13 protein-coding genes are annotated in these 15,611 nt (G+C 72.5%); 4 read left to right on the top strand and 9 right to left on the bottom strand.

Annotation, left to right across the window (positions count from 1 at the left end):
• Positions 1-107 precede the first annotated feature (107 nt).
• The 3 genes from ACQZOG_RS22700 to ACQZOG_RS22690 form a co-directional block, all read right to left on the bottom strand.
• On the bottom strand, positions 108-2,216 hold the full coding sequence (locus ACQZOG_RS22700) for an ATP-binding cassette domain-containing protein (protein ID WP_430741753.1): 2,109 nt from the start codon (positions 2,214-2,216) through the stop codon (positions 108-110).
• 106 nt (positions 2,217-2,322) lie between these two features.
• Positions 2,323-3,081 (bottom strand): NUDIX hydrolase, encoded by a 759-nt coding sequence (locus tag ACQZOG_RS22695; RefSeq protein WP_037642020.1) that lies wholly within the window; start codon positions 3,079-3,081, stop codon positions 2,323-2,325.
• 112 nt (positions 3,082-3,193) lie between these two features.
• Positions 3,194-4,795 (bottom strand): DUF4192 domain-containing protein, encoded by a 1,602-nt coding sequence (locus ACQZOG_RS22690; RefSeq protein WP_430741752.1) that lies wholly within the window; start codon positions 4,793-4,795, stop codon positions 3,194-3,196.
• A gap of 140 nt (positions 4,796-4,935) precedes the next feature.
• Here ACQZOG_RS22690 and ACQZOG_RS22685 point away from each other — a divergent pair, with 140 nt between their 5' ends.
• Both ACQZOG_RS22685 and ACQZOG_RS22680 read left to right on the top strand, forming a co-directional pair.
• The gene (locus tag ACQZOG_RS22685) at positions 4,936-7,101 is read left to right on the top strand and encodes a RecQ family ATP-dependent DNA helicase (protein WP_397665990.1); all 2,166 of its coding nucleotides are present in this window, start codon (positions 4,936-4,938) and stop codon (positions 7,099-7,101) included.
• Between the two features lie 213 nt (positions 7,102-7,314).
• A complete protein-coding gene (locus tag ACQZOG_RS22680; RefSeq protein ID WP_037642016.1) occupies positions 7,315-7,929 on the top strand; it encodes a hypothetical protein in 615 nt (204 codons plus the stop codon).
• A 448-nt stretch (positions 7,930-8,377) separates the two neighbouring features.
• Here the strand turns inward: ACQZOG_RS22680 and ACQZOG_RS22675 are convergent, their stop codons facing one another.
• From ACQZOG_RS22675 to ACQZOG_RS22665, 3 genes are all read right to left on the bottom strand, one after another.
• A complete protein-coding gene (locus ACQZOG_RS22675) occupies positions 8,378-9,004 on the bottom strand; it encodes a hypothetical protein (RefSeq protein WP_033276992.1) in 627 nt (208 codons plus the stop codon).
• Positions 9,005-9,071: 67 nt separating this feature from the next.
• Positions 9,072-9,773, bottom strand: coding sequence for a ribonuclease HII (locus ACQZOG_RS22670; RefSeq protein WP_033276993.1), 702 nt, complete (start codon positions 9,771-9,773; stop codon positions 9,072-9,074).
• A gap of 82 nt (positions 9,774-9,855) precedes the next feature.
• On the bottom strand, positions 9,856-10,479 hold the full coding sequence (locus tag ACQZOG_RS22665) for a TetR/AcrR family transcriptional regulator (protein WP_193468772.1): 624 nt from the start codon (positions 10,477-10,479) through the stop codon (positions 9,856-9,858).
• A 184-nt stretch (positions 10,480-10,663) separates the two neighbouring features.
• On the opposite strand from ACQZOG_RS22665, the gene ACQZOG_RS22660 reads away from it, so the two are divergent.
• A complete protein-coding gene (locus ACQZOG_RS22660) occupies positions 10,664-12,211 on the top strand; it encodes an MFS transporter (protein ID WP_354794005.1) in 1,548 nt (515 codons plus the stop codon).
• Positions 12,212-12,571: 360 nt separating this feature from the next.
• Here the strand turns inward: ACQZOG_RS22660 and ACQZOG_RS22655 are convergent, their stop codons facing one another.
• The 3 genes from ACQZOG_RS22655 to ACQZOG_RS22645 form a co-directional block, all read right to left on the bottom strand.
• Positions 12,572-13,486, bottom strand: coding sequence for an ADP-ribosylglycohydrolase family protein (locus ACQZOG_RS22655; protein ID WP_058917084.1), 915 nt, complete (start codon positions 13,484-13,486; stop codon positions 12,572-12,574).
• Complete coding sequence (locus ACQZOG_RS22650; RefSeq protein ID WP_359597674.1) at positions 13,476-14,195, bottom strand: histidine phosphatase family protein; 720 nt, start codon at positions 14,193-14,195, stop codon at positions 13,476-13,478. Before ACQZOG_RS22650 ends, ACQZOG_RS22655 begins: the two co-directional genes overlap by 11 nt.
• Before the next feature lie 99 nt (positions 14,196-14,294).
• The gene (locus ACQZOG_RS22645) at positions 14,295-14,900 is read right to left on the bottom strand and encodes a YdbC family protein (RefSeq protein WP_359597673.1); all 606 of its coding nucleotides are present in this window, start codon (positions 14,898-14,900) and stop codon (positions 14,295-14,297) included.
• 157 nt (positions 14,901-15,057) lie between these two features.
• On the opposite strand from ACQZOG_RS22645, the gene ACQZOG_RS22640 reads away from it, so the two are divergent.
• Positions 15,058-15,591, top strand: a complete 534-nt coding sequence (locus tag ACQZOG_RS22640; protein WP_033276998.1) for a TerD family protein — start codon at positions 15,058-15,060, stop codon at positions 15,589-15,591.
• Positions 15,592-15,611: the final 20 nt, after the last annotated feature.

The raw sequence follows: 15,611 nt of genomic DNA, 5'->3' as shown, positions 1-15,611 counted from the left end.
TCGCTCACCTCGCCTCAATTGACGCCTTATCGGAAAGAAACGAGCTTTTCTCGGGGAGTTGCGATCAGAGAAAGCCTGAGAAACGCAATTTCGGTCGCCATCGGACGTCATCGGACTCGGCTTCGCAGACCTGTGAACGCGTACGCGCACAGGAGCGCCAGTACCGACAACGCCATGGCACCGCCCACGGGTTGGGCCAGCAGCCGCAGCAACGCCTCCAGATGCTGCTCGCCCCCGAAGGGATAGCGCAGCGGCAGTCCGTCCCTCAACCGCCCGGCGAACGGCGCCGGACCGCGCGTCGAAGGCCCCTCCGAGAGTTTGTGCACGGCGGGTACGACGAGAAGCGGCACGGCGACGACCGCGGCGAGACCGGCGGTGGTGGACCGGAAGACGCCCGCCGCCAGCACCCCCGCCCACGCGCAGCCCGTGACGAGGGCGAGCCACCCGGCGGTGAGAGCGGGCCAGTCCTCCGGGAGCGCGACGAGCTCACTTCCGTAGACGAGGTACAGCACTTCCGCGGTGCAGCCGACCGTCAGCACGGCCAGGGCGAGGGCGGTCAGCGAGGCGACGAAGAGCTTCGCGGTCAGCAGGCCGAGCCTTCGGGGGACGGTGCCCCGGTCCACCGCGAGCGCGGGGTGGCGGAACTCGTCGCCGAACGCCAGCGCGCCGAGCAGCCCCGCCCCGAGCGCGGCGGGCGGCAGCGGCAACTCCACGGGCCAGGCGGCCAGCAGTCGCGGTTGCGGGGTGTGGCCGATGCGGGCCAGCACGACGGCGGCGAGGGCGGACACGGCGAGGACACAGGCCCCGACGATGTACCCCGTCGCCACCCCGGCGGCCCGCCGGAGCTCGTACCGGACGGGCCGCAGAGGAGTGGGCGCGGGACGAACGAGAACGGGGGGCGGGAGGGTGACGGTGGTGGGGCGGGGGGTGGTGGGGCGATGCGGGGGCGCTGCCTGGAAGGTGCCGTCGCCGGACGCCTCCTGGGGCGACTCGGGCGGGGGCGACGCGGCGGGGGCGGACTCGGGTGCGGGGGCGGACTCGGGGGCGGGGGCTGGGGTCGAGGGTTCCCGCTCAGGACCGGAGCCGGACGCCGAAACGGAGGCTTCCGGCTCGGCGCCGGCCTCGGGCGCGGAGGTTGAAGGGCTCGCCTCGGCGCCGGCCTCGGGCGCGGAGGGTGGGAATCCCGGCTCAGCGCCGGAGTCGGCAGTTGCCGCGACTTCGGGCTCGGGTTCCGCTGCGGCTACTTCGGGCTCCGCGTCCTGACCGGAATGTACGTCGATCGCAGCCGGCGGGAGCTGAGCCCCCGACGCCGCCGAGGCTTCCGCTCCTGTACCGGCCCCCGGCCCCATGTCTCCGACCTCGTCCGCCAGTTGATGGACGACGATCCCGTTCCGGAAGGCCGTCTCCCCCACCTCGGCGCAGGTACTGCCGTAGACGCAGAGGCGGTTGCCGCCCTCCCGTACGACCTCAACGGACCGCTGCGCCGAACGGGCCCGCTGGGCGAGCAGCACGGAGAGGCGAGCGGCGTGCGGGCTGCGGACGACGACGCGTGGGCGCAGCCGCGTGCGGGCGAAGTCGGCGGCCCGCTGGTCGGCGACGACCCGGCCGCCGTCCAACGTGACCACGTGGTCGGCGAACCGCGTCGCCTCCTTGGGATCAGCCGTGCTGCACAGCACCGTCCCGCCCTGCGCCGCGTGTTCCCGCAGCATGTCGTACAGCCAGCGCCTCTCGCCCACCGCGAGCCCTCGCGCCGGGTCGTCGAGCACGAGGGTGTGCGGGTCCGGCAGGAGGGCGCAGGCCAGGCCCAGGCGGCGGTCCATACCGCGCGACAGGGTGCCGAGGCGTTCGTCGCGCAGGCTCACCAGGCCCACCGCTTCGAGTACTTCGTCGGCGCGCCGGGCCGGGACCCCGGAAGCCGCGCACAGCATGCGGAGATGTCCGCGGACCGAGCGGGCAGGATGCCCCGGCACGTCGCCCAGCAGCACACCGACCTCGTGCGCGGGGTGCGGGATACGGTGCAGGGGGCGGCCTCTGAAGTAGGTGATCCCACGCCCACGTTGAAGCTCGAGCATCAGCCTCAACGCCGTCGTCTTCCCTGCACCCGGTGCTCCGAGCAACGCGGTGACGCGGCCCGCGTGCGCCTCGAAGGAGACGTTGTCGACGGCGGGCGGCTGCTCTTTGCGGGCGATGCTGGTCAGTCCGATGGCCTGGATCACCCGATGCAAGATAGCGCGCCATATCGGGTTTTTCGGGCACCACAGGGCCCGTTGCACGGAGGGAGAACGGTCCGGGAACGCGTCCCGGAGCCGGCCGTCGCCCGTGTCAGACCTCGGGGCGCAGCATGGGCGGGTTGAGCAGCGTGGCGCCGCCGGCCCGGAAGAGCTGGGCGGGACGGCCGCCCTGCCGGGTGGTGGTACCGCCGGTGGGCACCAGGAAGCCCGGCGTGCCCGTCACCTTGCGGTGGAAGTTGCGCGGGTCGAGCGCCACGCCCCAGACCGCCTCGTAGACCCGGCGCAGCTCACCGACGGTGAACTCCGGTGGGCAGAAAGCCGTCGCCAGCGAGGAGTACTCGATCTTCGAGCGGGCGCGCTCCACCCCGTCCCAGAGGATCTGCGCATGGTCGAAGGCGAGCGGCGCCACCGGCTCGCCGTCCCTGCCGTAACCGCCCTGCTCGAGCAGCTCGTCCACCGGCGCCCAGCGCGCGTTGCTGGCGTCGCCGCCGGCCCGGGGTGCCGGCAGATCCGGGGCGAGCGCGAGGTGCGCGACGCTGACCACCCGCATGCGCGGGTCTCGCTTGGGATCCCCGTACGTGGCCAGCTGCTCGAGATGGGCGCCGTGGTCCTGGGCGGGGCCGGCAGGATCATGAACCCGCAGCCCCGTCTCCTCGGCCAGCTCCCGCTCCGCCGCCTGCGCCAGATCCTCGTCGGCCCGCACGAACCCGCCGGGGAGTGCCCAACGCCCCTGGAACGGGGACTCTCCCCTGCGCACCGCCAGTGCACACAGGACGTGACGTCGCACGGTGAGCACGACCAGGTCCACGGTGACGGCGAAAGGCGGAAAGGCTGACGGGTCGTAGGACATGCGGCGATCATAGTCGTCTGCCTGACGATAAACACTCCCTTCACCGGCCGGATCGCCGTCCGATCCGCTCCTGCCCAGGCGTCTCCCCTGCTCCTCCGTCCAGGCCTCTCCCCTACTCCTCCGCCTCCTCCCCACGGGGCGTCGAGTGCGCACCCTGCTGACGGTGCCCTCGCCGGCTCGCCGCGCCGGGGTGGGCGCCGCCCTTGGGCCGGGCCGCGCCCAGTGACATACGGGGGCGCGGCACCCGTCCGGTCACGGCGCCTCCCCGGGGGGCGGACCGCCCCAGGCGTCCGGCCGCCCGCATCCGGCGCCTTCGGGACGCGGCCCCCGCATCGCGGCCGGGCGCCTGGCACGCGTCCCGCCCCGGCGCCTCGCCCGCGCCGTGCCCAGGCGCCTCGCCCCCCTCGGACGGGTCGCCGTCCTCGTCCTCCTCCTCACCCCGCAGGCAGCGGCGGATCGACTCCGGGTCGAGCCCCTCGTTGCACGCCTGGTGCAGCAGCCGCGCGAAGAGGTAGTCCGGGTCCGCCCCGAGGGCCATGGCGAGTGCCTCCCGGGCTTCCAGTTCGTCGCCGGAGGACCACGCGACCCATCCGGCGAGGGTGAGGGGCGCCGCGGCGTACTCCCCGTACGGGCCGACACAGCGGCGTGCCAAGGTGCGCCACAGGCGGAGGGCAGGGGCCGCTTCGTCGCCCTCCATCCACGCGGCGGCGCGGTCGCGGGTGGTGCGGTCCTGGAGGCCGTGGAGGACCATGGCCGCCTCGTCGTACCCGACCAGTTCGTCGTCGCGCAGGTCCGCCGGGAGTGTGCCGGAGACGGCCGGCGCGTCGGCGAGGCGGCGCAGGAGGCGCTCGGCCAGTTCCATCGTCTCGTCGGCGACGGCCTTCCGGTCCTCCGCGTCGACGATCCGGGGCAGCAGCTTCAGCGCGGTCTCGTCCAGTGCGCGGCGCTGGTCGTGGGCGGCGGATGTCTCCCAGGGCTGGAGGCGGGCGTGCAGCTCGCGGAGGGAGCCTCGGACCTGGAGCCCGGCGTAGGCGGCCGCGGCGGCCAGTACGGACGTGCCCGGCAGTCCCATCGGCGTCCCTTCGGCCGGGCAGCAGGCCGGGTCGTCGCAGCAGTACGACCAGAAGCGGCCGTCGGAGACGCAGAGGGCTTCGACCACGGGAACGTCCAGGGCTCCGCACTCCAGCCGCAGGGCGTGGGCGAGCGGTCCCAGCCGCTCCTTGACCTGCCGGCCGGTCTCGCCCTGTGCGGGTTCCTGGCACAGGAAGACGACCATCTGCTCGGGCCGGGAGCCCCGGCGCTCGCAGCCGGTCACCAGGCCCTGGGCGAGCTGGCGGGCGGCCGAGGGCCAGTCTCCGGGGTCGGCGGGGATGCCGAGCCGGGCCCGGCCGCCGAACCTGCCCCGATCCCCGGTGTCGTGCAGGGAGACGAGGACCATGCTGTCCTCCGGGCGGTACCCGAGGAGGTAGGGCACGGCGTCGGCGAGCTCGGCCGGGGTGCGCAGCGTCACCTGCTGCGGGTCGCCGTGGCTCTCGTACGCGGTGCAGGTCACGTCCGGCGGGAGCTGAGGGCGGTCACCCCGGTCCACCGGCGCGGTCGTCCCTGGGCCGGCGGCCGCGGTCACTTCCGGGCTCGGGGCCACCGCGTCGGGTCCGCCGTGGATCGGGATGTCACTGTTGTCGGAGGGACCGGTCGTCCCGTTGTGGTTCGTCATGCCGCGACCTTCTCGCAGATTGCGACATTCCGGTTCACCTGTGGACAACTCGGATCAGGTCCATGTCACCCTCGTCGCGGCAGACCGCCTTCGTCCACAGCCTTGAGCCGATGTCGGCGCCGTCCTGTTGTATGGGACCCATGGAGCACACGAGCAACACGGATCTCCGGACGGCCGCCGACGAGGTGCTCGCCCGTCTCGTCGGCGACGACACGGGCACCGCACGGCTGCGCGACGACCAGTGGCGGGCGATCGAGGCGCTGGTCGCGGAGAAGCGCCGCGCCCTCGTCGTCCAGCGCACGGGCTGGGGCAAGTCCGCGGTGTACTTCGTGGCGACCGCGCTGCTGCGGGCCCAGGGCAGCGGACCGACCGTGATCGTCTCTCCGCTCCTCGCGCTCATGCGCAACCAGGTCGAGGCCGCGGCCCGCGCCGGGGTCCGTGCCCGGACCATCAACTCCTCCAACAGCGAGGAGTGGGACGCCATCCGGGCGGAGATCGAGGCGGGTGACGTGGATGTGCTGCTGGTCAGTCCCGAGCGGCTGAACAACCCGGACTTCCGCGACCAGGTGCTGCCCCGGCTGGCCGCCGCGACCGGTCTACTCGTGGTGGACGAGGCGCACTGCATCTCCGACTGGGGCCACGACTTCCGCCCGGACTACCGGCGGCTGCGCACGATGCTGAGCGACCTGCCGGAGGGGGTGCCCGTCCTCGCCACCACCGCCACGGCCAACGCCCGGGTGACCGCCGACGTCGCCGAGCAGCTCGGCACGGGCGGCTCCTCGGACGCGCTCGTGCTGCGGGGCCCGCTGGACCGGGAGAGCCTCAGTCTGAGCGTGCTGCGCCTGCCGGACGCGGCGCACCGCATGGCCTGGCTCGCCGACCACCTGGACCAGCTCCCCGGATCGGGCATCATCTACACACTGACGGTGGCCGTGGCCGAGGAGGTCACCGCGTTCCTGCGCCGGCGCGGGCATGTGGTCGCCTCGTACACCGGGCGGACGGAGAACGCCGACCGGCAGCAGGCCGAGGAGGACCTGCTGGCCAACAGGGTGAAGGCGCTCGTCGCCACGTCCGCCCTCGGCATGGGGTTCGACAAGCCCGACCTGGGCTTCGTGGTCCACCTGGGGTCGCCGTCGTCGCCCATCTCCTACTACCAGCAGGTCGGCCGCGCGGGCCGCGGTGTCCGGCACGCCGAGGTGCTGCTCCTGCCGGGCAAGGAGGACGAGGCGATCTGGGAGTACTTCGCCTCCCTCGCCTTCCCCCCGGAGGAGACGGTGCGCCGCACACTCGACGTGCTCGCACGCTCGGAACGCCCCTTGTCCCTCCCCGCGCTCGAACCGCTCGTCGAGCTGCGCCGCTCCCGCCTGGAAACCATGCTGAAGGTGCTCGATGTGGACGGGGCGGTGAAGCGGGTCAAGGGTGGCTGGATCGCGACCGGCCGACCCTGGTCGTACGACGCCGAGCGGTACGCGTGGGTGGCGCGTCAGCGTGCGGCCGAGCAGCAGGCGATGCGCGACTACGTGTCGACGACGGACTGCCGTATGGAGTTCCTGCAGCGGCAGTTGGACGACGAGGGCGCCAAGCCCTGCGGCCGCTGCGACAACTGCGCGGGCGCCCGCTACACGGCCGACGCCTCCGCCGTGGCGCTCGACGCGGCCCGCGCCGACCTCGGCCGGGCCGGCGTCGAGGTGGAGCCACGTCGCATGTGGCCCACCGGACTCCCCGCGATCGGCGTGGACCTGAAGGGCCGTATCCCGGCCGGTGAGCAGGCCGCTCAGGGGCGGGCCCTCGGCCGGCTGTCGGACATCGGCTGGGGCAACCGGCTGCGTCCGCTGCTCGCACCGCAGGCGCCGGACGGGCCCGTGCCCGAGGACGTCGCCCGGGCCGCGGTGGGCGTGCTCGCCGACTGGGCCAAGGGGCCGGGAGGTTGGGCGGCGGGGGTGGACGACGCGCAGCCCCGGCCGGTCGGGGTGGTGACCGTCGCCTCACGCACGCGGCCGCAGCTCGTCCGGTCGCTCGGGGCGCACATCGCGGAGACGGGAAGGCTGCCGCTGCTCGGGACGGTGGAGAGCACGGGCGAGCAGCATCAGCTCCCCCGCAGCAACAGCGCGCAGCGGCTCAAGGCGCTCGCCGGTGCGCTGACCGTCCCGCCGGAGCTCACGGAGGCACTCGCGCGGGCCGGAGGACCGGTGCTTCTGGTGGACGATTACACCGAGACGGGCTGGACACTCGCCGTGGCGGCACGGCTGTTGTGGCGTGCGGGTGCGCAGGGAGTGCTGCCGCTGGTACTGGCCGTACAGGGCTGAGCGGAAGCCCGGATTCGGTGGGTGGGGATATTAGCCGCGGATCATCCGATAACGGTCCCCTGCCCCAATTGCTCGTTGCCGCATCCAAGTTCGACAGGAAGAATTGAAGGACGCACCCGCACGGCTTGCCCGCCGACCAGGTTGGGCTCTGTTGCGTGCGCGCTCCCCCGAATCCGACCCGCCCGCAGTGTGGGCGTAGCCGAAGGGAGGACCGTGACCTTCGGATTCGCTCCGTCCTCGGCGGCTTCGCTGTCGACGTCCGCCGCATCCGCCAACCGTGTGCTCGAGCCTGCGGAGTGGGCGGCCGCGGGCATCCCGCTGCTGCGCAGTCCGCGCGAGGTCGTCAGCGGGCTGCACGCCCGGCACCGTCCCGGCCCGGCGACCGCGGTCGTCGCCGTGCTCGATCCGGACGAACGCCTGCGGGCGAGCGCGTCGTTCACCCGGCGCTCCGCCTCCGCCGACGGCTGGATGTACCGCAACGCACTGCTGGCCCAGCTGCGCCGGGTCATCCCGCACGACCTGCGGCGCCGCACCCCGGTGCGCACCGCCGTCCTGCTCTACTGCCGTGAGGGCGACGCCCGCTGGACGGAGGAGGACGGAGCCTGGATGTGGGGGCTGCGGGACGCCTGCACCCTGCACGGGCTGCGCTGCGGTGCGTACATCACGCTGACCCGTGACGGCTGGCAGGTCCTGGGTGAGGGCCGGGGCGGCCGTCACCCCAGCGCCGGCTCGGAGCCGGAGCCGGTCGCCATGTCCGAGGCGCCGCCGCGGATCCCGCGCACCGGCGGGGCCGCGTCGGACGTGCTGCGGCGCGCGGCGGCCCGCTGACGTCGAGTCGTTCGCCCCCCCACGCGCCGACGACCGCGCGCGTCCACGGCGCGGGCCGGTGGCATCGGCATGCCCCGTTGCGCTCCCACGGAACGGCGGTCGTGGACGTCTCAGACCGCGGGAGTCGGCCGCCCCTCGGAAACCGCGGCTCGCGTCACCCGCGCGCACGGCGTCCAGCAACACGGGGTGCGCCGCGGCCGCGTTGCCCGAGGCACCGTGGAGCCGTCCCCGGGGTTCGGAAGCCGCACGCCGAAAACCCGCGGGCCGCGCCCGCGGGAAGCCGCACGCCGCACCGCAGTGCGAAGCGTCTCGCCCGCCCCTGGACGCATGACCGACCCCGGGCACTCCCGACCGGCCGACGGCGCGGAAGCGTGGAGGCACCGCGACCGCCGGCGTTCACGCGAGCATGCTGCCCCGACCGAGTGGGTGACGACGCCGTGGCGTCGGCTCAGACCCCGGCGCCCAGAACGGCGTTGATGCGCTGCGGGTCCCCGCAGACGATCAGCAGCGCGCCGGCCCGGGAGTGGGCCGCCTTCAGGGCGGTGGCGGTCACGGACTCGGGACCTCCGTTGACGGCGACCACCACGACGGGACGCTTCTTGGCACGGTCCGCCACCTGGGCGTCCGCGTAGAAGACGTCGTCGCCGGCGTCGTGCTGCGCCCAGTAGGACGCGTCGCCGAAGGACAGTTCGTGGGTGGCCCACGGGTGCTGTTCACCGGTGGTGATCACCAGCACGTCGCCGGGGGCACGGCCGGAGTCCAGGAGCAGGTCGACGGCTTCCTCGGCGGCGTCGAGCGCCCCTTCGACGGAGGCCGGGATCAGCTGGATCTGCGGGCCGTCGGCGGCGGCGGGCGCAGCCGAAGGGCTGGGCTTGGCAGCGGGGGCCGCGTCACGCGAAGTGCGCTGGGCCGGAGGCGCCGGCCGCGGCGGGCCGGGACGACCGGGACGCGACGGAGCCGCGGGGCGGGGACCGGGTACGGGGCGGGGGGTCGGCGCGGTGCGGCCACTGGCCGGCGTGGCGCGGGGACCCTGGGCACTCTCGTGAATCTGAGGCTCCTCGGGAATGAGAGGCATGAGCTGATTTTTATCAAACGGTGGCACGGCCGGCGTCGCCGGGTGGCACATCAGTGCGAGCGTGCGGTCAGAAGTCGAAGCCGAGTTGGCCTTCGATCTCCGGGACGCGCGCTTCCGCCCAGGCGCGGGCCTTCTTGAGGTGCCGCCACTGGGGCAGCGCATCAAGATACGCCCACGACATCCGGTGGAACGGGGTGGGTCCCCGGACCTCCAGCGCGGCCCGGTGCACGGGGGACGGATACCCGGCGTTGTCCGCGAAACCGAAGTCTGCATGGTCGGCGCCCAGTTCGGCCATCATTTTGTCGCGCTGGACCTTGGCGATGACCGACGCCGCCGCCACGGCCACGCACGACTGGTCGCCCTTGATGACCGTGCGAACCCGCCAGGGCGAGCCGAGGTAGTCGTGCTTGCCGTCGAGGATGACCGCGTCGGGCCGGACGGGCAGGCCCTCCAGGGCGCGGACGGCCGCCAGCCGGAGCGCGGCGGTCATCCCGAGGTCGTCGATCTCCTCGGGCGAGGCGTGGCCCAGGGCGTAGGACGTGACCCAGCTCCGCAGCGTCTCGGCGAGTTCGGTGCGGCGCTTGACGGTGAGGAGCTTGGAGTCGGTGAGTCCCTCGGGGGGCCGGCGCAGTCCGGTGATCGCCGCGCAGACGGTGACCGGGCCGGCCCACGCACCACGCCCCACCTCGTCGACACCTGCAACGATCTTCGCTCCGGTCGTGGCGCGGAGTGAGCGCTCGACGGTGTGAGTAGGTGGTTCGTACGGCATGGCGCCCTTAGCGTACGCCGCCCGGTCCGGGGTCCGACACCCCGGTTCCCCGAGTACGGTCACCACCGTCACCGCCTTGTGATCAGGAGGCGTGCGGGCGCAGCAGCGGAACCATCAACTGGTCGATCATCTGCTCCAGATCGACGTCCGACCATTCGCTGCCGCACATCTTCGATCGGTACATCATCATCGCCGGGATGGCGTCGAAGACGTACCCGTTGGCCGCGTCGGGGCGCACTTCTCCCCGCTCGATACCGCGCTCGACCACCTTACGGAGCATCGTGAGGGTCGGCTCCACGACACCGTTGAGGATCACCGACTGGAAGCGTTCCACCTCGGTGCTGTCGCACTCGTGAATGACCGCGCGCAAGGCGAATCCCGGCGTGGAGAACATGGCATCCCGGGCCCTGCGGCACAGCTCCAGCAGGTCCTCGCGCACGCTTCCCAGGTCCGGCGCCTCGTGGAAGTCGGGCAGCGCGGCGCGCAGGGCGTCGGCGACGAGGTCCTCCTTGGAGGGCCAGCGCCGGTAGACGGCCGCCTTTCCCGTCTGGGCGCCCGCGGCGACGCCCTCCATCGTCAGGCCGTTCCAGCCGACCGTGCTGAGCTGCTCCAGCGCGGCCTCGAGGATCGCGCGTTCCAGCACGGCGCCGCGGCGGCGGGAGGCGGCCGTCTGAGCCTGGGCGGCGACCCAGCTCGAAGTAACCATCTAACTCTCTCCAACGAGCAGAGGAAGCGGGCATTCGGGGATGAAGCACCCGCCGTACGGCGCCTAGGGGGACACGCCGACACGACGGCCATTCAGTGAACGCTTGCGTTCACTGTCGAGGGCTCCTACCGTTGACGCAACAGTGAACGCGCTCGTTCACTAACTCTTCCGTGGGGGACCCATCGTGACCACCTCTCCTTTGCTCCAGGATCCAAAGCCGGGTGCGGCTCGCCGGCCAGGGCGTCCCGGCATCGCCCTCGCCGTCATCGCGGCCTGTCAACTCATGGTCGTACTCGACGCGACGATTGTGAACATCGCGCTCCCGCACATCCAGAATGCCCTGCAGTTCAGCACCACCGATCTCACCTGGGTGGTCAGCGCCTACACCCTCACCTTCGGCGGTCTGCTGCTCCTCGGCGGCCGGGCCGGCGACATCCTGGGCCGGCGCCGCGTCTTCATGACCGGCATCCTGCTGTTCACCGCGGCCTCCCTGCTCGGCGGGTTCGCCCAGGAACCGTGGCAGCTGCTCGCTGCGCGTGTCCTGCAGGGCGTGGGCGGCGCGATCGCCTCGCCGACGTCGCTGGCGCTCATCACCACCACGTTCCCGGAGGGCCCCGAACGCAACCGTGCCTTCGGCGTCTTCGCCGCGGTCTCGGCGGGCGGCGGCGCCATCGGACTGCTCGCGGGCGGCATGCTCACCGAGTGGCTCGACTGGCGGTGGGTGCTCTTCGTCAACGTGCCCATCGGCCTGCTGATCGCCGTCCTCACGCCGATGTACATCAACGAGTCCGAACGGCACACCGGGCGCTTCGACATCGCCGGTGCGGTGACCTCCACGGCCGGTATGGCCACGCTCGTCTACGGCTTCATCCGCGCGGCCGAGGAGGGCTGGAGCGACACCGTCACCATCGGCTCCTTCGTCGCCTCGACGATCCTGCTGGCGGGCTTCGCGCTGATCGAGTCGCGCGCCAAGGAACCCATCACGCCGCTGCGGATGTTCGCCGACCGCAACCGCTCGGGCACGTATCTGATCATGCTCAGCCTCGCCGCGGCGATGTTCGGCATGTTCTTCTACATCGTTCTCTTCGTGCAGAACGTCCTCGGCTACACCCCGATCGAGGCGGGTCTCGCCTTCCTGCCGGTGACGTTCGTGATCGCCGCCGGGGCGGGGATCTCGCAGCGGCTCCTGCCGGTGTTCGGCCCCAAACCCTTCATGATCACCGGTTCGACTCTGGCCGCGCTGGGGCTGGCCTGGCAGACGCTGATCGACTCCGACAGCTCCTACGTCGGCGGGATCCTCGGGCCGATGCTGGTCTTCGGCTTCGGCATGGGCCTGAACTTCGTGACGCTGACGCTCACCGCGGTCTCCGGCGTCGCCCAGCACGAGGCCGGCGCCGCCTCCGGCCTGCTCAACGCCATGCAGCAGGTCGGCGGATCGGTGGGCCTGGCGCTGCTCACCACGGTGTTCGGCACGGCCAGCCGGAACGAGGCGGAGAAGCAGGTGCCCGGCTTCCTCGCTGACGGGACGGCGGAGCAGAAGGCGGAATTCGCCCGGACGCAGCAGCTTCCGGCGCCGTGGGGACACGAGGTGCTCGCGCAGGGCATCTCCGCGGCGTTCATCCCGGCGGCGGCGATGGCGGTGCTGGCCCTGGCGGTCGCCTGGTTCGTCATCCGGGTCCGCAAGAGCGACCTGGAGGCCCTGTCCGGCACGGCAGGGCCCGGCATCGGCTGAGAGGAACACCGCACGCGCCCGGCCCGGCGACGCACCGGCCGACTTCACGGGGGTCGGCCGGGCGACGCCGGGCCGGCGGCGCGCGTACGACAGCAGCACGGTGCACAGCACGATCAGCACCCCCGTCCACACGGCCATCCCGCACCCCATCCCCCGTAACTCGCACCCGGCGACCCGCAACCCGCGCCTACACGTGTCAGCCTCCGCGGAACCGCACGAGACCATCAGCACCTCGCACCGACCGCAGCCGACACACCGACAACGACCGGACGGTCACACAGAGTTCCCGCCACGCACGGAGAGTTCCGAGACGAGAGGTTCCGACAGGTCGCACCGGCGAGGACGCCTCACACCGCGCCCTCAGACCGCGACCGACCGCGTCACCCACTCCGGCAACGGCTCCACGCGCTGCGCCCACTCCTCCGGCGGCGCCCCCGCCGACCCGGCCGCGACCACTCCGCCGACGATGGCGCAGGTGGTGTCGACATCCCCGCCCACCTGCGCGGTCGTCCAGAAGGCGTGCTCGTAGTCGCCCAGGGAGCGGGCGGCGGACCAGAGCGCGAAGGGCACGGTGTCGTGTGCCGTCGTACGCCGGCCGCAGCCGAGGACGGCCGCGACGGTGGCCGCGTCACCGTAGTCGAGCATGTCGCGCGCCCGGCGCAGCCCCGCGCCGACCGCACTGCGTGCGGGAATCAGCGCGACGACCCCGTCGAGGAGGTTTTCGGCGGCGGGCGGCCCGTCCGGCGCGGCGGCGAGGGCGGCCGCCGCGGCGACAGCCATGGCGCCGACCACGGCCTCGCGGTGCTGGTGCGTGGGGTAGGCGGAGATCTCCGCCTGGTGGGTGGCCTGCTCGGGATCGTCCGCGTACCAGGCGCCCAGGGGCGCGATGCGCATGGCGGCGCCGTTGCCCCACGACCCCTGGCCGTTGAACAGCGCGGCGGCCAGTTCGCGCCAGTCGCCGCCCTCGCGGACCAGGCGCAGCAGCCGGTTGACGGCGGGGCCGTAGCCCCGGTCGAAGTCGTGGTGGTGGGCGAAGGAGTGGGCCAGGGCGTCCTGGTCGATGCGGTGGTGCGTGGCCAGGACGGTGACGACGGAGCACGCCATCTCGGTGTCGTCGGTCCACTGCCAGGGGCTCTCGGGCAGTTCGCGGCGCTTGAGCAGCGGGTAGTTCACCGGCACGAAGAACTGCGAGCCGAGCGCATCCCCCACCGACAGGCCGCGCAGGCTCGCCAGCGCGCGCCGCAGCCGCGCCTCCGGGGAATGATCAGTGGTCATCGCCTCGCAACTCTCCCATCCGGTTCTCGCCGACTCCAGTACATTCCCTCTGTCCGGTGATCGGGTAACGCTCCGGCTCGCGCCAGCGTTCGAAAGGCTTGTCGAGCGCGTACTTCCCGTTCTCACCCAGGACGAGCATTCTCACCTCGGCGTTCCCCGGGTTGGACAGCGACTCGAACTCCGCCACGGTCCAGTGGAACCACCGCATGCAGAACAGCCGCATGGCCAGGCCGTGGGTGACGATGAGGACGTTCGGCGGGTGGTCCGGGGCCTCGAAACTGCGGAACAGGCTCTCCAGGAAGCCGCCGACGCGGTCGTAGACGTCGGCGCCGGACTCGCCCTGGGCGAAGCGGTAGAAGAAGTGGCCGTAGGCGTCCCGGTAGGCCTTCTGGAGGCGGACGTCCTCGCGGTCCTGCCAGTTGCCCCAGTCCTGTTCGCGCAGGCGGGGCTCCTCGCGGACGCGTATCAGGTCCGGGTCGAGGTGGAAGGCGTGCAGGGTCTCGAGCGTCCGCCGGTACGGGGACACGTAGACGCTGACCCGCTCCTGGCCGAAGAGGTCGCGGAGCCGCTCGCCCGTCGCCTCGGCCTGCTTCCTGCCCCGCCCGGTGAGGCCGAGGGCGTGGTCGGGTTCGCGCTCATAGACGGTGTCGTCAACATTGCCCGTTGATTCACCGTGCCGGACAAGGACGATGCGCCGTGGTCGTGCCATGCCAAAACCCTAGATCGGGTGAGCGCGCTTCGGGCACTCGTGCGGGTTCCGTACGGCATTTGTCACACCGGTTCGCCGCGCCGGGCCACGGAAACCCGCTCACACCGTCCAGGCGAACTCCATGTCGACGATGTCGCCCGCGAGGGCCGCGACGTCCGCCTCGGTCTGCGCCCGCAGCGCCAGTCGCTCCACACGTTCGGTCCGGTACTTGCCGTGTTCGGCGGCGGACCGCCACATCGAGAGGACGAGGTACTCGTTGCCCGGCGCCTCGCCGAACAGCCCTCGCACCATGCCGGGCGAGCCGGCCATGGCCGGGTTCCACACCTTCTCCTGCATCAGCACGAAGTGCTCGGCGCGCTCCTCGTGGACCCGGCACAGCGCGACCCGGATCAGGTCGGCGTCGGTGAAGCGCGGCTCGAAGCCGGTCTTCACGTCGAAGCGGTGGTCGAACAGTCTGACCTGGGCGTTCTTGAAGGTGCCTGCCTGGGAGGAGGCCAGCCGGTCGTGGGAGCGGGCCATGAAGGAGTCGTAGAAGGCGCGGCTCTCCCAGAAGGAGAAGATGTGCGCCACGTCCTGCCGCCCCCGGCTCCAGCCTCCACCCTGCGCGCGAAACCCCGGCTCCCCCAGAAGCCCCGCCCACTTCCGCTGCCCCCGCTCGAACCCCCGACGGTCCACCACGGTGCAGCGAATCCACTTGACCAGCACCGCGCCATCGTAAGGCCAGGGAGCACGACCCCGGTCGCCCTCGCGGGGACTGCGTACCGGCGCCCGGGGGCACATGCGTGGCAGGATGGACAAACTGCCGTGGTTTCGCGGTAGTTGGGGTGCGCCGGCAGGACGGTCACGAGGAAGGGGACAACGGGTGAACGGCCTCAGCAAGGGGATCCGCAAGGTCGAGATCGCGCTGCGGTGGGATCCGAGTCCGTCGGGGGAACCCTCCACCGACCTCGATCTGGTCGCCGCGCCCTACCTGGCGGACGCCCCGTACGGGGACCCCGCCTACGTGGTGCACTTCGACAGCCGCTCCCCCGACGGCACCATCACACTCGACCGGGACAGCCAGGACGGCAAGGGCTTCGGCTACGACGAGGTCATGACGCTGGAGCTGGACCGCCTGGATCCGCGCTACGCGCGCGTGGTGGTCGGGGTCGTCATCCAGCAACAGCAGGCGCCGCGGACGTTCTCCGGGGTGCGCGGCCCGGGGCTGCGCATCCGCGAGGGCTACGACGTGCTGGCGGAGGACGACTTCGGCGGGGTTCCGGGAGCGACGGCGGCCACGGTCGCGGAGTTCGTCCGTGAGGGCTCGGGCCCCTGGGAGTTCCGGGCGGGCGTGCACGGCTTCGACGACGACCCGGTGGACTTCACGCGCGCGATGGGCGCGGCCCGCCGGTCCTGACGCCGGAGGAACGCCCGCCG

It is taken from the genome of Streptomyces sp. P13-3-3, from assembly GCF_050571355.1.
Lineage (GTDB): Bacteria > Actinomycetota > Actinomycetes > Streptomycetales > Streptomycetaceae > Streptomyces > Streptomyces althioticus.
This window is presented reverse-complemented; position numbering and strand designations above follow the sequence as displayed.